Source organism: Arthrobacter sp. JUb115, from assembly GCF_004365035.1.
Classification (GTDB): domain Bacteria; phylum Actinomycetota; class Actinomycetes; order Actinomycetales; family Micrococcaceae; genus Glutamicibacter.
On the sequence record NZ_SOBS01000005.1, the window covers coordinates 297289 to 318957 of the forward strand.

The following is a 21669-nucleotide window of genomic DNA, read 5'->3' on the forward strand; positions in this document are numbered from 1 at the left end:
CATATATGCTGATATTTCTACTAAGTTTTCTGGTCTTACCAGTTGTCGAAATATTTGGCTGGGGCGGTGCCGCCCCGGAGAACTGCAATACCTTGTCCGCTAACCGTTTCCACTCGCAGCTAAAGGAAGGCCCCAATTGAGCAAGCTAACTTTCACGCCGGCCGTGCCAACATTGACCTACGAGCGAGTCGTGCAACAAATCGAGGAAGCGATTCTGTCCAAGGAAATTGAACCTGGCCAGCACCTTCCCAGTGAACGCGAGCTCATGGTGCAGTTCTCCGTCAGCCGGCCAACGGTCCGCGAGGCACTGCGAGTATTACAGAGCCAAGGCCTCATTGCGTCGCGTCCCGGTAGCCGCAGCGGTCCAGTTGTCTTGCCGGTTTCCACGGATAATCTGGGCAGATCCTTTGCCAATATGGCGCGCATAGCTACCCTCTCGCTCTCGGAATTGGTGCAATTCAGAATCGTTCTGGAGAGTTCCGCCTGCCAGCTAGCGGCCGTAATGCATAGTTCCGAGCAACTATCGGTCATGCGCGATGCAGTTGAACGCATGGAATCTGAGGCGGCTGCGGGCTCCGGATCCTTCAACCGGGCCGACCTCGATTTCCACGCGGCCGTATGGGAAGCCAGCCACAACAGCCTGTTGCGAATCTGTGGCGAGGCGGTATCCGGTGCCATCTTGAGCGTCATGAATGACCAGATGAGCCACGCGGACAACGAGTCCCTAGAAATGAAAAAAGTGGTGGCATTGGACCGAGCGATCTTCGATGCAATTGAAGCCAGAGAGCCAGTCACTGCCGGAAACGCAGCCAAGACGGCCATTTCCACGTATTTCAAACCTCGTCTGGATGATGAAGGGGTGCGCGGCGTTGAAGCGCTGACGGAACCTCGCTAATTCACGCCGGTTCTTCATCCCGGTGCCAAATCGGAGCAAATGCAACACAGCGTCACCGGGTCAGAGCAGTTTGCGCATGATCAGCCGGGGCATCCTGCTGGCCTGGGCGTCGCTGACCCCGACGACCTCGAACCCGGCCTGCTCGAACATCTTCCTGGTTCCGACGAAGGCCATGGTCAGGTCCATCCGCCCTGCCGGATCCACGGGGTTGGCTTCGACCGCTGGCGCCCCGAGGTCCCGCGCATACTGCACTGCGCCTTGGACCATTTCCCGATTCACGCCCTGGCGGCGGTAGCCGCTGCGCACCACCATGCAGGTGATGCTCCAAGCCTCCAGATCATCCACGGGCCTGATGAGCTTGGACTTTTCCAGCAGTGGGATCCTCGATCGCGGAGCGATGCTGCACCAGCCCACCGGTTCCCCTGCGCGATAAGCGATCACTCCCGGGGCAATCGGCTCGGTGCTCAGTGAGCGCATGGCGGCGAACCGGTCCCCTGCGCCTCGTTCCCTGATCTCGGCGGCACCGATCCGGTGCGACAAGCACCAGCAATGCTTCTGCCTCCGGCTCGGATTCACTACCGTCGCGAAGTCGTCCATGCGTTCTTCGGCCATGGGCCTGATCTCGATGGGCGCTGTTCCTGCCGCCTGCGGATCCTGGTTCGTGTCCATCTGTCCATCCTGCGCTCCGAAAAGCCCAAAGGGCACCCTGGGAGGCAAATTCTTCGGGTTTTCCATAATGAAGAACTCCGGTTCCCTCGGTGTTGGCGCTGACCTGCGCGCTCTAGTGTTGAGGTATGACTTCGACACCTAAGGTTCTACCGGGCACCGCACCTGCCCGTCCCCCGCTGAGATTGGGCATGACGCTGCTGCATATGGCATTGTTCGGGTCTGCCGGCCTGATCCTGTTTTCGCTGCTGCTGGCCTGGCTCTCGGTAGGCGTCGCGCTGACCCCGATCCTCGGTTTGGGCCTGGTCGTCTTGGCCGGATTGGTCTATGCGCTCTTCGGCCTGGCCCGCTTCGAGCTGACTCGAATCAGCAACCTCTACGACATGGACGTCGCTCCGCTGACCTGGCGGCCACGCCGCCGTGAAGGCTTTGGCGAATACGTCCGTTCGCTCGGACGCAATGTGTCCAACGGACGCATGTGGGCGCTGCTGGGAAGCTTGCTCTTCTCCTGCCTGGCCGGCTCGCTGATGCTCACTGCCCTGCAAATGGCCGTGCGTTCGTCCATCGTTGCCTTCGCCCCGGTCTTGCAGGCAGATAGTGCCGACCCGCTGGGAACCGTTCCCGGGCTGTGGGGCTTCCAGACTCCAGTAAGCCAGGCACCTTGGTTGGTGCTGGCGGCGCTGCTGGGAATAGCAGTGGTTATCGGCTTGGTTTTCTTGCACCGGATGGTCACCGTGGGAATCGTCGGTTCTATTGCCCGCGAGAGTGCACTGGTCGAACGCGTGCGCACCACCGCGGTGCAGCGTGAAGGAGCGGTGCGCGCCGCAGAGGTGGAGCGCACCCGCATCGAACGCGACCTGCACGATGGGGTCCAGCCCCGGCTGGTCTCCGTGGCCATGACCTTGGGGCTTGCGCACCAGCAGATCGACAGCGATCCGCGCCAGGCCAAGGAACTGGTGGCCGAGGCCCATGCTTCAACCAAGTCCGCGATTACCGAACTGCGCCAGCTCACCCGCGGAATCTACGCGTCGGTACTCGATGACCGCGGACTGGATGCGGCGCTCTCGGCTATCGCAGGCCGCTCGCATATCCCGGTGGGCCTGGATATCCAGCTCAATGGGCGCTATCCGCGCGTGGCCGAAGCGGCGGTGTACTTCGCCATTGCCGAGGCGCTGACCAATGCTGCCAAGCATTCGCGGGCCCAGCGCTGCCAGATCACCGTGAGGGTCCGGGAGCATGAGGGCCAGCAAAGCCTGTGGGCCCGCATCGAGGACAACGGCACCGGCGGGGCGCTCATCACCCCCGGCGGCGGCCTGGATGGAATCAATAATCGGGTGCTCGCCGCCGGCGGCACCTTCAACCTGGACAGCCCCCAGGGCGGGCCAACTGCAGTGGAGGTGAACGTGCCATGCGCGTACTGATTTGCGAGGATTCGGTCCTTCTGCGTGAAGGGCTGGTCAGGTTGCTGGCCCACAGCGGCCACCATGTTGTCGCGGATTTGCCCGAAACCAGCGGGCTGATGGATTTCCTGGACAACTCGTCCGCCGATGATTTCCCGCAGGTCTGCATCCTGGATGTCCGCCTCCCGCCGACCTACACGGATGAAGGCATCCGTGCGGCGCTGGAACTGCGCAAGAAGTATCCAGACCTGCCGGTGCTGGTGCTCTCCCAGTACGTCGAGGAGCGCTACGCCTCGGAACTGATTTCCACCCAGTCCGGAGCGATCGGCTACCTGCTCAAGGACCGCGTTGCGGATGTCAGCGAGTTCATTGCCTCGCTGGAGCAGATTGCAGGTGGTGGAACCGTCTTGGACCAGGAAGTGGTGGCACAGCTGTTGACTCGACGCAATCACGATGACCGCATGCAGAAGCTGACCGACCGGGAACGCACAGTCCTGGCCGCACTGGCCGAAGGAAAATCCAACCAGGCGATCGCCGCGCTGCTCTTCCTCTCGGAGGCCAGCGTAGAAAAGTACATCACTTCCATCTTCCAGAAACTCGGCTTGGAAGCCGACGGAACGGGCAACCGGCGCGTGCTGGCAGCCCTGGCTCATATTGAAACCCTGGGCACCAACCGCACAGACAGGACAGGATCATGACTACCACGCAAACCATGCCGCTACCGCCAAACCCACCGGCGCCACCCAACAACGGCAAGCCGCTGAATATCATCCTCGCGGTGCTCGGCGGGCTGGTCATTCTCACCTTGGTCATCGCCACGGCACGCAGCGCCTTTGCTTCGGTCTCCCGGGAGCATTCGGTCCACGAAACAGAGGTCTCCGGGGTGACCGCCTTGGAAGTTTCGGCGAGCTCGGGACGCTTCGATCTGGTCTTTGCGGACACCGACAAGGCAACACTTGAAGTCAAAAGCGCCAAGGCCGCGAGCTGGAAGCTGCATCGGGAGCGCAATCGGCTCATCGTCGAAGCCCCGAATGCCTGGGACAACTTCTGCTTCTTCGGCTGCGGATTCGACGACAACGAGGCAACGCTGGTGCTTCCGCAATCCATGGACAACGGAACGCTGGATGCGGACTTCGAGCTGTCCGCCGGATCCTTCAACGCAGTCGGCGCCTACAAGGACCTGGTGGTTGAAGTCGGCGCCGGGGAGCTGAACCTCACCGGCAGCGCGCACACCGCCGATATCGACTTGGGCGCAGGGGAAGCAACGGTGCGCCTGGACAATGTCCGAAGCGCCCGGTTTGATATCTCGGCCGGCGAACTCATTGGCGAACTCTCGGGCACGGCGCCCAAGAGCATCGAGGGCAGTGTCAGCGCCGGCTCGCTGGAGCTGGAACTGCCCGAGGCCACCTACGACCTGCGGCAGAATACGGCCGCCGGATCCGTCGAGAACCTGCTCGCCACCGATCCGAACTCCCCTAACAAGATCACGATCGATGTCTCCGCAGGCAGTGCCACCTTGCATCCAGCAGGCACCGCCCAGGAATCGGTTGGCCGCTAGACCCGGTTCCCACGAAAAAGGCAAAGCGTCCCTTCCCGGATCAGTAGTGATCCGGGAAGGGACGCTTTGGCGCTTGTGGCTAGGACCTAGGCCTGGTTCTTCTTCAAGGCAGCCAGGCGTGCTTCGATCTCGGAAACCTGCGGTGCGCCGGCTTCGATCTGCGCTGCGCCGTCGGCTTCCTCGAGGATGTCCTGTGGGGCGTTGCTGGCCTTCAAGGCTGCCAAGCGCGCATCAACTTCGGTCTCGGCACCGAGGTCTTCCAGCTGCGCGAACTGCGCATCCAGGGAAGAGGCCGCCAGTTCCTGCGCACCGCGGACCTTGGCTTCGTCCTGGCGGATCTGCTGCTCGAAGCGGCTGATCTCGCTGGTCGGGTCGTTGATGTCCAGGGCCTTGAGGGTGTCCATCATCTGGTTCTGGGTCTTGGCATTGCGCGCGCGGGCCACCAGCTCATCGCGCTTGGCCACCAGTTCCTGGCGCTTGGTCTGCATGGTGTTCAGACCGGTCTTCAGCTTGGCCACGACATCACGCTGGGTGGTGATCGTGGATCCCAGGTTCTTGGCGCGCTTCTCGGCGTCCATCTGGCGCTGGATGGCCACCGTGGCCAGCTGGTTGAACTTCTGCTGGTTGGTGCTGTCACCGGCTGCAGAATATTCGTCAGCCTTGTTCGACGCGGCCAGCGCCTTGTTGCCCCAGTCCTTGGCTTCCTGCTGGAACTTGGCGTGGTCGTCCTCGGCCATGCGCAGGTTGCCGATGGTCTGGGCAACCGCCTGCTCGGCCTGGGCAATGTTGTTGGTGTATTCGCGAACCGACTGGTCCAGCATCTTCTTCGGATCCTCCAGAGCATCCAAAGCGGCGTTGGCGTTAGCCTTGCCGATACCGAACATTCGAGCCCAAATTGAGCGCTTCTTGGCCATAGTGCGTCCCTTCGTCTTCCGTTGCTTAAAGCTTAGGGGAATTAGCAGCGCCGCTCTAACCGAAGACCACGCTGCGTCGGCAATCTAGTCATTGAAATGGCGCAGGTACCGTCCCGGGGCATCCAGGAAAAGCCGCCAGTTCCGCACCATGTCCAACTCGTCGTAGTCCGATTCGCGGATGCCCCACTCCCCGATTTCATAGATTCGCGCCTCCGGCAAGGAAGCAAGAATTGGCGAGTGGGTGGAGAGAATTACCTGGGAACCGGAACGCAGCAGATCTGCAATATGCGAGAGCAGCATGAGGCAGCCATTGAAGGACAGCGCTGATTCGGCTTCGTCGAAAACCCACAACCCATTGACATACGAGCGCTCGGTGAAGAACTCGACGAAGGACTCGCCATGGCTCTGGAAATTGTGCTTTCCGCGCGAGCCGATGGAGCCCAAATAGGCGAAGTGCCCGTGCATGGTTTCCGCGCGCAAGAACACGCCGGCCTTGGACGCACCGGCTCCGCGTTCCAATTGCAGGTGCGAGGACAACCCGGATTCGGTGGGTTGGGTCTGGTGCATGCTGTTGCGGGTTCCGCCCTCGGCATTCAGCCCAAAGGCCGCTGCAATCGCCTCGACGAGCGTTGATTTTCCCGCGCCATTTTCCCCCACCAGCACAGTCAGCTGGCCCAGTTCAAGGCCCTCGTCAAGCAGTTGCTGCACCGCCGGGATCTGGGCGGCCCAGTCGGAACGATCCATGGGTGCCTTGGGATGTTCGGTGATGCGGCGAACCGGCAGCGTGTCGAAAAGTGCGCTCATGCACCCGAGGCTACCAGCAGCGCGCGACAGCTTGGCGGCAGTTATGCAGGCTTGGCCCCTTGGCCGCACCCATGGTTCAGCAGGGTGCGGCCAAAAGAGCCAATAGGGTTTCCTAGCCGTTGACCGGAAGCATGTTCCCGGCGAAGAACGCGGCGATCTCCTCACGCGCATCCAGCGGGAAGATCCCGGCGACGTACTGATCCGGGCGAACCACCACGATGGCGCCGTTCTTGCTGATTTCGCGGTCGCGGAAGATGTCGCGGCCGTGGCCGGCTGTGAATACCTGGTTGATGTCGTGCAGGCCGTACGGGACCTTCAGCGGCTGGAAGGCCTTGGGCACATCATGCAGCTCGACCTGCGTATAGTCCTGCTGGTAGATGGCCTTGGCATCGAAAACGGCATCCTCGTCCCCGCCTGCCGGGGTGTACAGGTTGCGCGGCGATGCCGGATCGGCGCTCCACCAAGCGGCGAAGTCGGCCATTGCGGTGCCCTCCAGTGCCGGTGCTGCCGCATCGGCGAAGGCGTAGATACGCCAGCGTCCGTCAGCCTCGTGGAAGTGGCCCAAGTGGCGCCAGCGGTTATCCGAACGGCGGATGACCTCGGCGGACTTGAAGCGCTTGCCCACCGGGAAGCCCGGGGCCAGATCCTGGTGCTCCAGGCCGGCGGTGATCGGCGATTGGGTGTACTGCGTCATGAACCCGGCAGGGAATTCCTGGGTCTTGGTGTAGTACTTCTCCAGCTCGTCAGGGTCTTCCCAATCGTCCACCGATTTGGCCATCAGGGTGGACCATTCCTTGTCGAAGTCGATCAGGTTCTGCGCGATGACCTTGCGTTCCCCGGCGTAGGTATCCAGCAGCGCATCCGGGGCGCGGCCTTCGAGCACGGCGGCCAGCTTCCAGCCCAGGTTGAAGCCGTCCTGGATGGACACGTTCATGCCCTGCCCGGCCTTGGCCGAGTGGGTGTGGCAGGCATCGCCCATGATGAAGGCGCGCGCGCAGCGGGTGCCGCGCTCCTCATCGGAAACGTCGTCGAAGCCGTCGGTGATGCGGTGGGCCACCTCGTAGACCGAGAACCAGGCGACGTTCTTCACGTCCATGGTGTACGGGTGGATGATGCGGTTGGCCGTGGCCACGATTTCCTCGACCGGGGTGTTGCGGATGGCCCCGGCATCCTCGGCGGTCAGCTCGCCCAGGTCCACGTAGAAGCGGACCAGGTAGCCGCCTTCGCGCGGGATGAGCAGGATATTGCCCGCGTCATGGGACTGGATGGAGCATTTGACCTGGATGTCCGGGAAGTCGGTGTTGACCATGACGTCCATGACGCCCCAGGCATGCAGGGCCGCATCGCCGTGCAGCTTGTGGCCCAGCGAGCGGCGCACCTGGCTGCGCGCGCCGTCGCCGCCAACCAGGTACTTGGCCTTCACAGTTCGCTCTTCGCCAGTACGCGGCCCTGCCACGTACTTGATGCGCGCGGACACCGGGTATTCGGCGTCCTGGTCGATCTCGCAGCCGAGGTATTCCACGCCGTAGTCCGGGGTGATTTTGCCCGGCGCGCGTTCGGCGTCACGCAGGAAGTAGTCCAGGATGCGCGACTGGTTCACGTAGATGTGCGGGAATTCGCTCATTCCGGTTGAGTCGTCGGCAGCACGCGAATGGCGCTTGATGTTCGCCGGGTTCTCGGGGTCCGGGGTCCAGAAGCACATTTCGACATTGCGGTAGGCCTCTTCGACAACCTCGTTGGCGAAGCCGAAAGCCTGGAAGGTTTCCACCGAGCGGGCCTGGATGCCGTCGGCCTGGCCGACGTCGAGCCGGCCCGGGCGCATCTCGATGGCGCGGGCGTTGATGCTCGGGAAGCGCGAGAGCTGCGCGGTCACCACGGCGGCCGCCGGACCTGTTCCAACGATCAGCACATCCATTTCATCGGGAATTTGCTCGGCGCGGTCGATGCCGTAGCCGGCCGCTTCCTTGACCCGTGGATCCCCGGAAACGTATCCCCTGTGGTGAATCTGCATAATGTGGCTCCCCTATCGCTGTGCCGCTGAACTTCATTGTCTCTATAATTGCGACACTGTTCTAACTATAGAAACAATCGTAGCTTTCACGTAGGCTGTAGGCAAGACGTGGATCACACCGGGAACAGCACGGCAGGCATCTGCGCAGGCCAGATGGAATGATTGGAACATGAGCAAAACCACCGAAGGCGGTTCGCAGACCCTGGGCCGCGGGCTAGAGGCACTGACCCTGATCGGGGAATCCGCGACGCCGCTGAGCGTCTCGGAACTCGCCGGACTGCTGGGCGTGCACCGCTCCATGGCCTACCGGCTGGTCAAGACCTTCGAGCAGTTCGGTTTCGTGGAACGCAATCCGGCAGGCGAGCTCGAGTTGGGAGCCCGCCTGGGCGCGCTGGCGCGCAACGTCGCCAAGTCCCTGCAGGCCGCGGCCGCACCGCATCTGGCCACCGTCTCCGATGAGCTGCAGATGACAGCGCTGCTTGTCGTCTTCGATGGCGAGGCAGCCGTTACCCTGAGCACCGCAGAACCCCGGCTCGCCGATGCCACCGTGGCCCAGCGCCCGGGCACCCGCCATCCGATCGACAACGGCGCACCGGGACGGGTCATCCGTTCCATGCTCAATCCCCAGGAGCACCCGGCCAAGGACTTCGAATTCAGCCATGACGAAGTGATCCCGGGGCTGACCTCGATTGCCGTTCCGCTGGTGCTCCCGCAGGGCAAGCCCGCGGCCATCGCAGTCATCTACCCGCCACTGGAACGCGATCGCAACCACATTGCAGCCGTGCTCACGGCCGCCTCGGCACGCATCTCGGCAAGTCTCGGCATCCGCTCGTGAGCGGTGCCTGCCCGCACGCTGCGCTAGCTAGGCGGTGCAGGCCTCATTGGAGCACCCCGCATCACGCGGACGGTAGGTCTCGGTTCCTTCGACCTTCTCCCACACTATGTGGCGGTGCTGCCCGCAGCGATCGCATGAAGGGGCCAGGTACGTGGCCCGCTCTTCCATGGTGTATGCACGAAAATCACCCATCACAACCTCCCGATGACCAGCCGCGAAGCGAAGTTCGCGGGCCTGCTGGACCTGCTTGGTGCCTTCACTCTACGCGCGGTTTGCACAACCGGCTAGGGTCCGCTGGCGGCAGTTACCCACAGCCCCTCAAGCAGGCCTTTGCCCCTCGTGGCAAACTAATGCGGAGAACCGGATATGACCGCTTCGCCACCGCCGGACCGCTAGCAAGGAAGAATCCATGAGCACCTCTGAGCAAAAGCTGCAACGCTTGAAAGAACGCATTGCCCTATTGCTGAACAAGGCCGAGAACACCACTTATCCGCACGAAGCGCAGGCCTTCCAGGAACATGCCGAACGGCTCATGGTGCGCTATGGCATCGGCCGTGCGGAACTGGATGCCGACTCGGCCCACCGGGGCAAGAAGAAGGAAGCCATTATCGAGGAGCACTTCGATATGCGCGGCGTCTACCGCCTGGGACAGCGCGATGGCCTGTCCGCTGTGGGCCGGGCCTTCCGCACGGTGTCCATGCTGCAAAGCAACTACTCGACCTCGTGCAGGCTGTACATCATCGGCCATGAATCGGATGTAGCTACCGTCAAGAATCTCTTCGCCTCCTTGGTTGTCCAGGCGACTGCCGCCATGGCCCACTGGTGGGCACAGGAGGGCAAGCTCTACGCGAACTGGTACACCGATTCCGAGAAAACCATTGAACGCCGCGAATTCCAGCGCAGCTTCTACCTGCAAGTCGCTTCGCGCATCGCCATCCTCTACCAGGAAGAAAGCGTGCACAGCGGCAGCGGGACCGAACTGGTCCTGGCTAGCCGCAAGGAACAGGTCGACGAATTCGTCAGCAACCAATATCCGTTCCTGCGCCGCAGCAGGAACCGCGCCGCAGCCGGAAGCGCCAATGCCTCATTGGCCGGACGGGTCGCAGGAAGCCAGGCAGATCTCGGTTTCGACAAGCACGTCGACTCAGCCGCGACCGGCGAAGTCGCCAGCTAGCGCACTTGCTCTAGTTGCGTGTCCTCGATGTAGCGCGGACGCCCGGCCATGATGCCGACCAGGGTCTGGAAAACGATCAAGCCGGCAATAAGCCACATTGGCGCAACCCATGAACCCGAAGTTTCGTGCAGCACCCCGACCAGGAACGGACCGGGGAACGCCAGCAGATAGCCCGCAGACTGGCCGAAGGTGGAGAGCTTCGAGACACCCGCGGCGGTGCGGGCCTTCAAGCCGATCATGGTCAAGGCCAGCGGGAAGTTCGACCCGCAAATGCCCAGCAGCACCGCCCACAGCACCGCTCCCTGGACCGGAGCAAGCAGCATGCCGATGATCGCGATGATGCCCACGGCACCGTTGAAGATCACCAGTGGCGCCTGGTTCGAGAATTTGGCAGCGAGCGCCGGCATCACGAAGGACAAAGGCACGCCCACACCCAGCAGGATCGCCAGCAGGGATCCAGCGAATGCCGGCGAGACTCCCAAGTCGATGAAGATCTTGGGCAGCCACCCCATGAAGATATAAGCCACGGCGGACTGCCCGCCGAAGAACAACGCCACCCCCCATGCGGTGGCGTTCTTGCTCATCGGCCCGATGCCGGCCGCATCATTTGAGTTACTGGCAAGATGCTGCTGCTGGGCTGCGATTTGGTTGCGCATCCCGAAGTACACCAAAAGCCACAGCACCAGCGCCAGCAAGGCCAGAATTGCCCAGAATCCCAAGCCCACGCGCCAGTTTCCGCCGAGCATCTGATTCACCGGCACGGCGACCCCCGCAACTCCGGAAGCACCCAAGGCAACCGCCGTAGTGTAGGCGCCGGTGACAATCCCGATCTTTCCCGGGAACCAGCGCTTGACCAGTACCGGCATGAGAATGTTGCCCACCGCGATGCCCGCAAGGGCCAATGCGGTGCACAGCAGGAAGAATCCGGTCCCCGGAGCCACCGCGCGCAGGGCAATGCCCAACAGGACAGCACCCATGGCTGAGGCCACCACTAGTTCCGGTCCGCGCTTCCCGGCCAGCCGCGGCGCCAAGGGACCCAGCAGCGCGAAGCACAGTGGAGGGATGCCGGTGATCATTCCGGCCACGAAGCCATTCATCTGCAGGTCGCCAATCACCAGATCAAGCAGGGACCCCAAGGAGGTGACGGCAGGACGCAGGTTCAGCGAGGCCAGGATGATGGCAAGGATCAGCAGTGCGCCAGAGCCCTTGGACAGGGTGGCGCGGTTTTTCGGGAAGTCAGGCATGGTATCCACAGACTATCTGCTTCAAAACCCGGATCCCATCCCCGTTGCCTGGACTACGGCAACGGGCCGCCCCAAAAGTGGGACGGCCCGTGCCGAATGAAAAGTCCAGTGTTGGCTAGCCCAGTTTGGCGCGCACCATCTGGGAGACAGCCTTGCCATCGAAGCGGCCAGCGATTTCGGCGCCGACCAGCTTCATGGCCTGGCCCATGTCCTTCATGGTCAGGTCGTGATCGGCTGCAAGTTCGGCCATGATCCTCTCGACAATGTCCTGGGCTTGCGCTTCGTCAAGCATCTTGGGCAGGTACGTGGAGATGAAGGCGGCTTCGGCCAATTCGCGTTCAGCCAATTCGGTGCGGCCGTCCTTGGCGGCCAGGCCAGCAGTTTCCTCGCGGTTGCCGACTTCCTTGCGAAGCAGGTTCTCGACATCCTGGTCGTTGAGCTCGCTGGGGTTCTTTCCCGACTTCTCCTTGGTGCCGATGGCACTGAGGATATTGCGCAGGGTCGTCTTCTCCAGCTCGTTGCCGGCCTTCAGATGGGCGATGCTGTCATCGCGCAGGCGATCTTTCAAACTCATGGGAACTCGCTTTCAATACGTGTGCTTGAAATTTTACTCGCATTATCCGGTTATCGTTTTCCGGAGTACCAGCGGTCAAGCATGAGGTCGCATTTGATACAGTAGCCAGATGAATTCACTGCGCGCTGGAGCTAGCGTCATCGCACTGGCTCTTATCGCAGCCATCCTGGTGATCTGGCAGCCATGGAATTCCTGCGACGCGCCCGATGAAGTTTGCGATTTCGTTGCAGCCGTCGAGGACCGGGACGGGGTCCTTGGCGTCCAGATGTCCTCCGAGGTCATGGATCACGATGTCTTGGCCGCACCGGATCTGTCAGTTGACCTGCAATTCGTGCTATTGGATCAGCTCGATCCTGCACAAGCGGAAGTAATCGTGCGGGAGATGGCACAACAGATCCAGGCTGGGGCCCATGCCCTGAGCTTGCGGAACATCGACCTGGCCTTTGTCGCCGGTGAACCCCAGAATATCCCAGGCTCAAAGACGAAAACCTACCCACTGGAAGTCTCCGACAATTTTTCGCACTTTGGAGGCGAAGAGCAAGCGAAGCCTGGTCTTCTCGGTGAGAGGGCTTCATTCGCATTCCGCCTACGCGAGCTCGGCGCGGCAAGTGCGGCTAACTACTCGGCCACGGCGTTTAATTTGGAGCAGCTGCTGGCGCTGGGAAAATTCGCTGCACAGGCCAAGCACCCCACCGATTTGGCACTAGCAGATCGATCCGTGCGCTATTCGCCCGCGAAACGCACTGATATTCCCGAGCTCCAGCTTCTTATCGAGGCGGCCAAGCGAGGTGTCTTCGAGAGCGCCAGCATTGATCATTCCGGATTGAACCTGGTCCTCGGCAACGAGGCGCCAGCAGAGGCGGAAAAGGAAACCCGCTTATGGCTGGAGCGGCATGGTCCCTTTGGCGAGCCCATGCCCTACAAGCTGGCATCGCCTCGATACGAGGTCCTTGCTGAAGGCTGGGTTGGAAACAAGAAACCACAATGGCTGATTCCCAAGCCTGTGGTTCTTCCCGACAAGGTCAAAAGCTGGCCAGCGAATCAGCCAGCTCCGTTGTGCGCAGAGGGGGACTTGGAAATAGCCCTCGGCGCACCCGATGCAGCTGCCGGTTCACGGTACATGGCGGTCTACGCCAAGAACATTTCTGCTCGCTCGTGCGCGTTGCAGTCCTACCCGCAGATCGATTTCCTCAATGAGGCCGGCGATGCCCAGCCAGATATCGCGCTGCAGCCCGAACCGGATATCCTCCTTGAACGCGTTGCCATCCCTTCCGGCGAAGCGGTGATTTCGACGCTGGATTGGAATGCCATGTCAACGTCCCAGGATCCGGATGAAACCGTTGCCCTGGTCATCGCCGCAGCCAAGGGAATGAAACCGGTCCAGCTCGCACCCCAATACGATGGCCAGCCGACGTCCCTTGACATCCTGGACGGGGCGCAGATCGCCCAAAGCCCCTGGGTCCAGGCGCGCGACGGGTGGGCAATTCCTGGAGACGCCTTCAAACCGCAACCACCGGCCACTCCTAGGCCCTAGGCCTGGGCAAGCCTACTGGGTGCGCGGCGGGAACGCCTTGAACTTGCGGTAGTGGTTGGCCGCATTCAACAGCAGATAGAGCTTGCGGCGAGGGTTCTTCTCGGCTGCGAACTTCAACGGGTTCGAGACCTTGCCGGCCTTGAGCAGTGCTTCCGCCTTGCGGCCGGTTCCGCTGTCCAGGAAGCGGCGCAGCAAGTGGTGCGGCAGCACGGTGAATAGCCGCTGGCGCGACAGCTGCAAGACTCCTGTCCCGGTGTCCACCACCGCGTCGGTTTCCGGGTTCGACTGATCGAACGGCGCGCCGAGGAACTCGGTGACATAGAAACGGGCCGGGTTCACCCCGGCTGCGGTCAGGTAGAAGTGGTTGCGGCCCAGGCGCGGGTTGATCTCGAAGAATTTGATCTGGCCATCGCGGTGATCGTATTTGGCATCGATCATGGCAATTCCGCGCCAGCCCAGTTCTTCGAGCATGCGCGCGCCATCGGCGGCCATCGCATCGTTGCGACCGGTGACAATGGCAGCCGAATTGCCCAGCACCAGCGGGGCATGCTCCTCGATCACCACTTCGCCGTAGCCGGCGAAGATGACCTTTTCTTCCTGGGTGGCGAAGTAGGTGCACAGGCGCATCGCGTCATCTCCGCCCGGAATGTACTCCTGGAAGATGTAGCCCGAGTCGTAGCCGCTGCCATCGATTCTGGAAATCAGGGCTTCGAGGTCGGCACGGCTGTCGATGGTGTGGATCTTCTGCTTGCCCTCGAACTTGGCGGCGATCCAATCCGCGGAGCTCGATGGCTTGCCGATGACCGGGTAGTCGAAGGAACCAACCAGCGAATCCAGCGGGGTTCCCGGGTAATACACGGCGGTGCGCGGGTGGGCGATGCCCAATTTTTCGGCGAGCGCGTAGAAGTTCTCTTTCAGTGCCGCACCCTCGATGGTTTCCAGCTGGGGGTACGGGATGACGTACTGTTCCTCAAGCTGCTCACGGTTCTTGGCGATCAGCATGATGTGGAAGTCCAGGGAGCCGAAAAGCATCAGCGGCCGATCCGCCGCGGCCTTCAGCTCATCGGCCAGCTCGACCAGGGCCGCGACTACGCGTCCCTCGTCGGCCATGGAGCCGATGGGGCGCAGTTCGATGGCTACCGAGTGCTCGATGACGCCGTTGCCGGCAGCCGGCAGAACCACCGAGCGTACCCCGTAGGCCTCGTAGAATTCGCGCGCCAAGGTGTAGGTGCCGATGTCCCCGCCGAGGATGACCGGGACAAATGGCTGGGTTGGATCGATTGCCAAAGTGGTGTTTTCCCTACTTCTTGCGCCAGTTCATGTATTTTTCGAAGGCCCACGCCAGGGGCTTGTTCAGCGCCAGGTCCCACTCGCCGTTGGTCTGCACGATGTCGCAGCCGGTGTTGGTCTTGAACTTGGTCAGCCCCGAGAGGTGGTGCTCCTTGTCCAGGGTCGCGCTCACGCCGCCCTGGTCCAGATAGCGGCAACCTGCCTCGATGGAATCGATGACCATGTGCTGCATGATCGCCTTCGGCGCGAACAGCTTGCGCTGCTCCGAGGAGGAAGCGCCGTACAGGTACCAGGCCAGGTTCGAGGAACGGATGACAATGGATGCGGCCAGGTCCACGCCTTCATTGCTGGCGATGTACAGGGTGCAGGAGCCCGGCACCGCTTCGTTGAGCACGGTGTGCATCTTCTCGAAGTATCCCAGCGGGCGGCCGGTGAAGTCCTGGCGGTCCGCGGTGTGGTTGTACAGGGCATGGAAGCGGGCCATGTCCTTGGTCTGGCCGACTTCGATTTCCAGGGTGCTCTTCAGCGCCTTGCGGGTCTCGTTGCGGGTGGTCGCCGAGTAGCTGGCCATGACCTGGTCCACGTCCAGCTGGTTGCCGTCATCATCTTGCAACGCCACGCGGGCCACGAATTCCGGCTGGCCCGCAGCGAAGTCCAGACCCACATCTTCTTTGGAGAAGCCCATTTCCAGCAAGGCGTCATTCAGCGCTAGCGCGGTGCCTGAGGTGCTCTGGGTTTCAAGGTCAGCGAGCTGGGTGAACCCTTCCTTGCCCAGGTTCTTGCGCACCGCGGCGGCACCCCAGGTGCGCACGGCCAGTCCCGGGCCCATCTTCAGCTGGAATGCGCCACGATTCTTCAGGTAGGCGGCCAGCGGCTGGATTACCTGTCCAGGAGCATAGGTGCCGAAGTCGATGACCGGGCCATCGGGGATGTAGGCGAGGGTCTTCTTGATGACCGGGGCTGCACGATGCAGCACCAGTGCCGCGCCTACCAGCTCGTCTTCCTCGAACCAGCCGAGGGATTCACCGCGCCAGCCGCCCTTGACCTGGGCCCATTCGGGACGCTGCAGGAAGCTGACGTCTTGGGCGGTCTCAAGGAATGCTGAGTGCTCGGTGCCGGAAATCGGACGCACATGAAGTTCGTTGTGGCTCACGGGTGAAATCCTACCGTGCTTCCCTCTCCGGCTGGGGGATGCTGGATACCCCTAGGGGGTACTTGACTTAATACCCCTAGGGGGTATGATCGAAATATGGATACCAACCACACGCCACATGAAACAGCTGAGCACCACGGCTATCACGCGGATAAAAGCGCGTTGGAACGACGCCTGAAGCGCATTGAAGGCCAGGTGCGCGGAGTGGCCAAGATGGTCGATGAAGACAAGTACTGCATCGACATCCTGACCCAAATCTCCGCTATCAACGCGGCATTGCACAAGGTCAGCGTGCAGCTGATCGATGACCATATCGGCCATTGCGTGGTTGATGCGGCCAAGTCATCCATCGAGACGGGTGATCCATCCATCGTGCAAGACAAAATCGCTGAGGCCACGGCCGCCATCTCCCGTTTGGTGCGCTGAGCGCGCCCCAACGGACCCATTTCCAATTCACACAGAATTCATCGAAAGAGAGCAAGATCATGAGCCACAACTGCAATTGCGGATGCTCCTCGGAAAAGAACTCCAACCAGGGCCTGCAGATCATTCCCCGCGAGCAGAGCACCCCGCTGACTAGCCATGTGGAAATCAAGATCTCCGGCATGACCTGCGGCCACTGCGTATCCTCTGTCACCGAGGAGCTCAAGGAGCTTGACGGGGTGCAAGAGGTCGAAGTGTTCCTCGATGCGAAGGGCGTGTCCACCGCCAACGTCACCACCAGCGCAACCGTAAGCGAAGAAAGCATTCGCAATGCCATCGACGAGGCTGGTTACACCGTCGAAGCAATTAACGCCTAGCCGCAAAAAAGCCAGGCACCAAGCCACAACGGCAAGAAAGTGCAAGGTCGTAAATCATGACTTCCCATGCCCCGCATGAAACAATCCCCGAATTGCGCACCGTCGATCTGGACATCCAGGGAATGACCTGCGCCTCGTGCGTGAATCGGGTGGAACGCAAACTCGGCAAGCTGCCCGGTGTCAGCGCGACGGTGAACCTGCCCCTGGAAACCGCCAAGGTCCAGGTCCCAGCCGATGTCACCGATGAAGCACTGATCGATACGGTGCAAGCCGCCGGCTATACCGCTTCCCTCAAGCACCCGCCCAAACCTGCGGGTTCGGATCACCAGGGAGATGGTGAGCATGAGCACGGCGGGCACGAGCACCTGGTGCCCAACCACCTGCTGCGCCGCCTGCTGGTCTCCGCGATCTTCACCATCCCGCTGTTCATCATTTCCATGATTCCCGCAGCGCAGTTCCCGCACTGGGGTTGGGTCGCCTTCGCGCTGGCCACTCCCGTGGTCTTCTACGGCGCCTGGCCTTTCCACAAGGCAGCGGCCGTCAACGCACGGCACCTGGCCTCGACCATGGACACCCTGGTTTCCCTCGGTGTGCTCGCGGCCTACTTCTTCTCTGCAGTGCAGCTGATCCTCGATCCGCAGCTGACTGCCCATGTCGGCATGTCCATGTCCGAGCATGCGCTCTACTTTGAAACGGCCGGCGTCGTGGCCACCTTGCTGCTGCTAGGCCGCTTCCTGGAGCACCGCGCCAAGTCCTCGGCATCCGATGCGCTGAAGTCCCTGCTGAACCTGGGCGCCAAGGATGCAGTGGTGCTTCGCGACGGCACGGAAGTGAAGATCCCTGCCGGGCAGGTGCAGGTCGGGGACCATTTCGTGGTGCGCCCCGGCGAGAAGATCGCCACCGACGGCGTGGTCATTGACGGCGCCAGCGCGGTAGACACCTCGCTGCTGACCGGTGAATCGGTACCGCAGAGAGTTGCGCCCGGCGATGAAGTCACCGGCGCGACCCTGAATGCCTCGGGCCGGCTGGTGATTGAAGCTACCCGCGTTGGCGCGGACACCACCTTGGCCCAGATGGGCAAGCTGGTCTCCGAAGCCCAGTCGGGCAAGGCGCCCATTGCCCGCCTGGCTGACCGGATTTCCTCCGTCTTCGTGCCGATCGTACTGGCCATTGCGCTGCTCACGTTCATGATCTGGTTCTTTGCCAGCGGCGATCCCTACCAGGCGTTCACCGCTGCGGTCGCCGTGCTGGTCATCGCCTGCCCCTGCGCATTGGGACTGGCGACCCCGATCGGCTTGCTGGTCGGTAGCGGACGCGGCGCGCAGCTGGGCATCCTGATCCGCGGCCCGCAGGTCCTGGAAGATACCCGCAAGCTGGACACCATCGTGCTGGACAAGACCGGCACCGTGACCACCGGGATCATGACCCATCAAGGCACCAAGGCCATCGACGGGGTCGATCCCAATGAGGTCCTGGCCTTGGCCGGTGCCGTGGAACACCATTCCGAGCATCCGATCGCCCAGGCCATCGCCAAGGCCGCAGCCGGCTTGGGTCCATTGCCCGAGGCCAGCGACTTCGATTCGGATCCAGGCGGCGGCGTGGTCGGCACGGTCAACGGGCATCGCGTTGCCGTAGGCCGCTTCAGCTGGCTCGAAGCCCAGGGCACCTCCTTGGATGACTCCGCCAAGGCCATGCTCGCGGAAGCCGAACAGGCCGGCGCGACCGCCATCCTGGTCGCGGTGGACCAGCAGTTCCAAGCTGTGATCTCGGTGGCGGACAAGATCAAGGACAGCTCCGCGAAAGCTATTGCCGAACTCCAGGAGCGCGGCCTGCGCGTGGTGCTGCTGACCGGCGACAACCAATCGGTGGCTACCGAGGTCGCCGCCCAGGTAGGCATCAAGGCCGAAGACGTATTCGCCGGGGTCTTCCCCGCCGACAAGGCCAAGGCGATCACATCGCTGCAGGAGCAGGGCAAGGTCGTGGCCATGGTGGGTGATGGCGTGAATGACGCACCAGCACTGGCACAGGCCGACCTCGGCATCGCGATGGGCTCGGGCACCGATGTGGCCATCGAAGCCGCGGACATTACCCTGATGGGCAACGACCTGCATCAGGTCACGCAGGCCATCGATCTGTCGGCCAGGACCCTGTCCACCATCAAGATGAACCTGTTCTGGGCCTTCGCCTACAACACTGCCGGCATTCCGATTGCGGCCCTGGGTTTGCTGAACCCGATGATCGCCGGAGCGGCCATGGCAGCCAGCTCGGTGCTGGTGGTACTGAACTCGTTGCGACTGCGACGGTTCGGGAAGTAGGCCTCCGGGCTTCCACAGCGGGGCATCGGTTGATCCGATGCCCCGCTTAGCCGTATCCATGCCCCTTGCTTCCCGAATCATTACGAAGCAGAAAATCCCCCATTTCGCCCGCCACTTTCCCCGATTGGCGTGTCCAAGCGGTTATCCGGGGCCTGGAGTGTGAAATTGCGACTTGCACCACGTTCGTTTTTCTGCGCATACTGTGATGGCAATCACCACATATGCCGTTGATGCGTGGCGGGAGAGATCCGTCCACACCATGGGCGGGCGCCGTAGGAGCAATTTCCTCCCCGGGAAACTCTCAGGCACCCGTACCGCCACGAAGAGGCAAATCTGGAAAGCAGCACGGTTCCGCCGCGCTCACCGAAGGAGCAATCTTCGCCCAGTAGTCGGGCCGAAGTGAAAACTCTCAGGTATACATACAGATTGGGGAGGGACCTAGAACAGTGCCGCACCGAGCGCACCGGTTTCGAGGTACTCCCCGTGGCTTAACCGGCTCCTGCTCCTTGCGCAGCTTGCCGGGCATGCCAGCTGGAATCCTCCGTACCGGATGTGTTCAACGAAGCCAGTCCCTGCGCTCCAAGCCATGAAGGCTTGGAGGCAGGACACCTTCAGGGCGTCACGCCACACTCCTGGAAGGCAACCAGCATGAGTACCACCAGTTCTGATCCCACTCTCGAGCGCGGGCTCTCCAATCGTCACATCCAGCTGATCGCCATTGGCGGCGCTATCGGCACCGGCCTGTTCATGGGCTCGGGCAAGACCATTTCGGTCGCCGGCCCGTCGGTCATCTTCGTTTACATGATCATCGGCTTCATGCTCTTCTTCGTCATGCGCGCCATGGGCGAGCTGCTGCTGAGCAACCTCGAATACAAGACCTTCGCCGACTTCGCCGGGGACCTGCTGGGCCCGTGGGCGGCGTTCTTCACCGGCTGGACCTACTGGTTCTGCTGGGTAGTCACCGGCATTGCCGACGTGGTGGCCATCGCCCACTACGTCGCCTTCTGGTGGGGCGACCTTCCGCTGTGGATCCCGGCGCTGGGCTGCATCGCACTGCTGCTGGTGCTGAATCTGGCCACCGTGAAGGCCTTCGGCGAAACCGAATTCTGGTTCGCGCTGATCAAGATCGTGGCCATCGGCGCGCTGATCGTAGTCGGCCTGGTCATGGTCATCACCGGCTTCGAGCACGACTCGGCCACCGCTTCCTTCTCCAACCTGTGGACCGAAGGCGGCATGTTCCCCACCGGCTTCATGGGCTTCGTCGCCGGCTTCCAGATTGCGGTGTTCGCGTTCGTGGGCATCGAGCTGGTCGGCACGACCGCAGCGGAAACCAAGGACCCGGAAAAGACGCTGCCCAAGGCGATCAATTCGATCCCCATCCGCATCCTGTTCTTCTACGTCGGAGCCTTGATCATCTTGATGACCGTGGAACCGTGGAACCTGTTCTCCGCCGAGCAGTCCCCGTTCGTGGGCATGTTCGCCCTGGCCGGCCTGGCCGGTGCCGCGGGCATCATCAACTTCGTGGTGCTCACCTCCGCGACCTCCAGCGCCAACTCTGGGATCTATTCGACCTCGCGCATGCTGCGCGGCCTGTCCATGGAAGGCGATGCGCCCCAGGGCTTCGCCAAGCTTTCAAGCCGCAAGGTGCCGAAGAACGCACTGATGTTCTCCTGCATGTTCCTGCTGGCAGGCGTCGCATTGCTCTACAGTGGCGACTCGGTGATGGGCGCCTTCACCCTGGTCACCACAGTCTCGGCCCTGTGCTTCATGTTCGTGTGGACCATCATCCTGCTCAGCTACCTGGTCTTCCGCGCACGCCGCCCGCACCTGCATGACGCCTCGAAGTTCAAGGTGCCCGGCGGGGTCGTCATGCCCTACGTGGTACTCGGCTTCTTCGGCTTCATCCTCTGGGCATTGACCACCCAGGTTGATACCTTCAGCGCCCTGCTGATCACCCCGGCATGGTTCCTGATCCTGGGCGCAGGCTACCTGTACATCCGCCGCAACCCCCAGCACCAGGCACTGCGCGCCGCGCACCTGGCCAAGGTGGCGCACGAACGCTATGAGGCCGCCGCCTACCGTGAAGCGAAGTCCTTCGCCAAGCTTGAAGCGGAAACCGCGGAGCAGGTCTCCGAGGATATCCACCAGTAGCCCGGGCACCTGACAGGTCTCTCGATCAGGCCCCGGCATTGAACTGCTCCCCGAAAGTTGGACTGTAAAAGTCAACAACTTTAGGGGAGCATTTTCATGCACGCACGAAGCACACTATCCGAGTACCAACGCGAGCAACTCGTGGAACTCTTCGAGCAAGGCTATGGATATAGGTCTGTGGCATCAGTGATTAAAGTCGGTACATCCGCGAGCAAGCGCCTCTACAATCAGTGGCGGTTACATGGCAGGCTATGCCTCATGCAGAAACCAGCAAAAAAGCAGTATTCCTTCGAGACCAAGAAGGAAATCGTTGACCGGTTCCTTGCAGGTGAAACTGCCATGGAACTTGCC

At 62.0% G+C, this 21669-nt stretch carries 19 protein-coding genes and 1 riboswitch; of the genes, 11 read left to right on the forward strand and 8 right to left on the reverse strand.

Going from position 1 to position 21669, the window contains the following annotated elements; genetic code table 11:
- The first annotated feature begins 136 nt into the window (after positions 1–136).
- Complete coding sequence (locus EDF61_RS11305) at positions 137–895, forward strand: FadR/GntR family transcriptional regulator (protein ID WP_105656128.1); 759 nt, start codon at positions 137–139, stop codon at positions 893–895.
- Between the two features lie 60 nt (positions 896–955).
- Here EDF61_RS11305 and EDF61_RS11310 read toward each other — a convergent pair whose 3' ends face one another.
- Positions 956–1564 (reverse strand): GNAT family N-acetyltransferase, encoded by a 609-nt coding sequence (locus EDF61_RS11310; RefSeq protein WP_133834159.1) that lies wholly within the window; start codon positions 1562–1564, stop codon positions 956–958.
- A 125-nt stretch (positions 1565–1689) separates the two neighbouring features.
- Here EDF61_RS11310 and EDF61_RS11315 point away from each other — a divergent pair, with 125 nt between their 5' ends.
- Genes EDF61_RS11315 through EDF61_RS11325 form a run of 3 tightly spaced genes read left to right on the forward strand, consistent with a single transcriptional unit; the run spans position 1690 to position 4519 of the window.
- A complete protein-coding gene (locus EDF61_RS11315; protein ID WP_133834160.1) occupies positions 1690–2982 on the forward strand; it encodes a sensor histidine kinase in 1293 nt (430 codons plus the stop codon).
- Positions 2970–3659: a response regulator transcription factor gene (locus EDF61_RS11320; RefSeq protein WP_105656125.1), complete on the forward strand. Its 690-nt coding sequence runs from the start codon at positions 2970–2972 to the stop codon at positions 3657–3659. The genes EDF61_RS11315 and EDF61_RS11320 overlap by 13 nt, the downstream gene beginning before the upstream one ends.
- Complete coding sequence (locus tag EDF61_RS11325) at positions 3656–4519, forward strand: hypothetical protein (RefSeq protein ID WP_133834161.1); 864 nt, start codon at positions 3656–3658, stop codon at positions 4517–4519. Before EDF61_RS11320 ends, EDF61_RS11325 begins: the two co-directional genes overlap by 4 nt.
- Before the next feature lie 86 nt (positions 4520–4605).
- Here EDF61_RS11325 and EDF61_RS11330 read toward each other — a convergent pair whose 3' ends face one another.
- From EDF61_RS11330 to EDF61_RS11340, 3 genes are all read right to left on the reverse strand, one after another.
- Entirely contained in the window at positions 4606–5433 is an 828-nt protein-coding gene (locus tag EDF61_RS11330; RefSeq protein ID WP_105656123.1) for a PspA/IM30 family protein, read from the reverse strand.
- Between the two features lie 84 nt (positions 5434–5517).
- Positions 5518–6237, reverse strand: coding sequence for an AAA family ATPase (locus EDF61_RS11335; protein WP_102599184.1), 720 nt, complete (start codon positions 6235–6237; stop codon positions 5518–5520).
- A 112-nt stretch (positions 6238–6349) separates the two neighbouring features.
- The gene (locus EDF61_RS11340) at positions 6350–8248 is read right to left on the reverse strand and encodes an FAD-dependent monooxygenase (RefSeq protein WP_133834162.1); all 1899 of its coding nucleotides are present in this window, start codon (positions 8246–8248) and stop codon (positions 6350–6352) included.
- Positions 8249–8417: 169 nt separating this feature from the next.
- Here EDF61_RS11340 and EDF61_RS11345 point away from each other — a divergent pair, with 169 nt between their 5' ends.
- Entirely contained in the window at positions 8418–9083 is a 666-nt protein-coding gene (locus tag EDF61_RS11345; RefSeq protein ID WP_133834163.1) for an IclR family transcriptional regulator, read from the forward strand.
- A 409-nt stretch (positions 9084–9492) separates the two neighbouring features.
- A complete protein-coding gene (locus EDF61_RS11350) occupies positions 9493–10257 on the forward strand; it encodes a DUF2786 domain-containing protein (protein ID WP_133834164.1) in 765 nt (254 codons plus the stop codon).
- Here the strand turns inward: EDF61_RS11350 and EDF61_RS11355 are convergent.
- On the reverse strand, positions 10254–11501 hold the full coding sequence (locus EDF61_RS11355; protein ID WP_286172213.1) for an MFS transporter: 1248 nt from the start codon (positions 11499–11501) through the stop codon (positions 10254–10256). The genes EDF61_RS11350 and EDF61_RS11355 overlap by 4 nt on opposite strands.
- A 115-nt stretch (positions 11502–11616) precedes the next feature.
- Positions 11617–12075: a GatB/YqeY domain-containing protein gene (locus EDF61_RS11360; protein WP_105662056.1), complete on the reverse strand. Its 459-nt coding sequence runs from the start codon at positions 12073–12075 to the stop codon at positions 11617–11619.
- 109 nt (positions 12076–12184) lie between these two features.
- On the opposite strand from EDF61_RS11360, the gene EDF61_RS11365 reads away from it, so the two are divergent.
- Positions 12185–13609 (forward strand): DUF4232 domain-containing protein, encoded by a 1425-nt coding sequence (locus tag EDF61_RS11365; protein WP_133834166.1) that lies wholly within the window; start codon positions 12185–12187, stop codon positions 13607–13609.
- Between the two features lie 12 nt (positions 13610–13621).
- On the opposite strand, the gene EDF61_RS11370 is transcribed toward EDF61_RS11365, so the two are convergent.
- Both EDF61_RS11370 and EDF61_RS11375 read right to left on the reverse strand, forming a co-directional pair.
- The gene (locus tag EDF61_RS11370; protein WP_133834167.1) at positions 13622–14896 is read right to left on the reverse strand and encodes a carboxylate--amine ligase; all 1275 of its coding nucleotides are present in this window, start codon (positions 14894–14896) and stop codon (positions 13622–13624) included.
- 13 nt (positions 14897–14909) lie between these two features.
- Entirely contained in the window at positions 14910–16052 is a 1143-nt protein-coding gene (locus EDF61_RS11375; RefSeq protein WP_133834168.1) for a lipid II:glycine glycyltransferase FemX, read from the reverse strand.
- A gap of 96 nt (positions 16053–16148) precedes the next feature.
- Here EDF61_RS11375 and EDF61_RS11380 point away from each other — a divergent pair, with 96 nt between their 5' ends.
- The 4 genes from EDF61_RS11380 to cycA all read left to right on the forward strand — a co-directional run bounded on the left by EDF61_RS11380 (position 16149) and on the right by cycA (position 21318).
- Entirely contained in the window at positions 16149–16478 is a 330-nt protein-coding gene (locus EDF61_RS11380; RefSeq protein WP_105656113.1) for a metal-sensitive transcriptional regulator, read from the forward strand.
- A 59-nt stretch (positions 16479–16537) separates the two neighbouring features.
- Complete coding sequence (locus EDF61_RS11385; RefSeq protein ID WP_105656112.1) at positions 16538–16852, forward strand: heavy-metal-associated domain-containing protein; 315 nt, start codon at positions 16538–16540, stop codon at positions 16850–16852.
- 56 nt (positions 16853–16908) lie between these two features.
- Positions 16909–19167 carry a heavy metal translocating P-type ATPase gene (locus EDF61_RS11390; protein WP_133834169.1) on the forward strand — a complete coding sequence of 753 codons (2259 nt, stop codon included), beginning with the start codon at positions 16909–16911 and terminating at the stop codon, positions 19165–19167.
- Between the two features lie 228 nt (positions 19168–19395).
- A riboswitch (glycine riboswitch) is annotated at positions 19396–19494 on the forward strand.
- Between the two features lie 321 nt (positions 19495–19815).
- Positions 19816–21318 carry a D-serine/D-alanine/glycine transporter gene (gene cycA, locus EDF61_RS11395; RefSeq protein WP_133834170.1) on the forward strand — a complete coding sequence of 501 codons (1503 nt, stop codon included), beginning with the start codon at positions 19816–19818 and terminating at the stop codon, positions 21316–21318.
- Positions 21319–21669 lie beyond the last annotated feature (351 nt).

Excerpts from the sequence above, each read along its gene's own strand:
- EDF61_RS11355 (WP_286172213.1), bottom strand. The coding sequence starts at position 11,501 with ATGCCTGACTTCCCGAAAAACCGCGCCACCCTGTCCAAGGGCTCTGGC.
- EDF61_RS11360 (WP_105662056.1), bottom strand. The coding sequence starts at position 12,075 with ATGAGTTTGAAAGATCGCCTGCGCGATGACAGCATCGCCCATCTGAAG.
- EDF61_RS11345 (WP_133834163.1), top strand. The coding sequence starts at position 8,418 with ATGAGCAAAACCACCGAAGGCGGTTCGCAGACCCTGGGCCGCGGGCTA.
- EDF61_RS11340 (WP_133834162.1), bottom strand. The coding sequence starts at position 8,248 with ATGCAGATTCACCACAGGGGATACGTTTCCGGGGATCCACGGGTCAAG.
- EDF61_RS11335 (WP_102599184.1), bottom strand. The coding sequence starts at position 6,237 with ATGAGCGCACTTTTCGACACGCTGCCGGTTCGCCGCATCACCGAACAT.
- EDF61_RS11380 (WP_105656113.1), top strand. The coding sequence starts at position 16,149 with ATGGATACCAACCACACGCCACATGAAACAGCTGAGCACCACGGCTAT.
- cycA (WP_133834170.1), top strand. The coding sequence starts at position 19,816 with ATGAGTACCACCAGTTCTGATCCCACTCTCGAGCGCGGGCTCTCCAAT.
- EDF61_RS11310 (WP_133834159.1), bottom strand. The coding sequence starts at position 1,564 with ATGGACACGAACCAGGATCCGCAGGCGGCAGGAACAGCGCCCATCGAG.
- EDF61_RS11390 (WP_133834169.1), top strand. The coding sequence starts at position 16,909 with ATGACTTCCCATGCCCCGCATGAAACAATCCCCGAATTGCGCACCGTC.
- EDF61_RS11315 (WP_133834160.1), top strand. The coding sequence starts at position 1,690 with ATGACTTCGACACCTAAGGTTCTACCGGGCACCGCACCTGCCCGTCCC.
- EDF61_RS11385 (WP_105656112.1), top strand. The coding sequence starts at position 16,538 with ATGAGCCACAACTGCAATTGCGGATGCTCCTCGGAAAAGAACTCCAAC.
- EDF61_RS11320 (WP_105656125.1), top strand. The coding sequence starts at position 2,970 with ATGCGCGTACTGATTTGCGAGGATTCGGTCCTTCTGCGTGAAGGGCTG.
- EDF61_RS11330 (WP_105656123.1), bottom strand. The coding sequence starts at position 5,433 with ATGGCCAAGAAGCGCTCAATTTGGGCTCGAATGTTCGGTATCGGCAAG.
- EDF61_RS11350 (WP_133834164.1), top strand. The coding sequence starts at position 9,493 with ATGAGCACCTCTGAGCAAAAGCTGCAACGCTTGAAAGAACGCATTGCC.
- EDF61_RS11365 (WP_133834166.1), top strand. The coding sequence starts at position 12,185 with ATGAATTCACTGCGCGCTGGAGCTAGCGTCATCGCACTGGCTCTTATC.
- EDF61_RS11325 (WP_133834161.1), top strand. The coding sequence starts at position 3,656 with ATGACTACCACGCAAACCATGCCGCTACCGCCAAACCCACCGGCGCCA.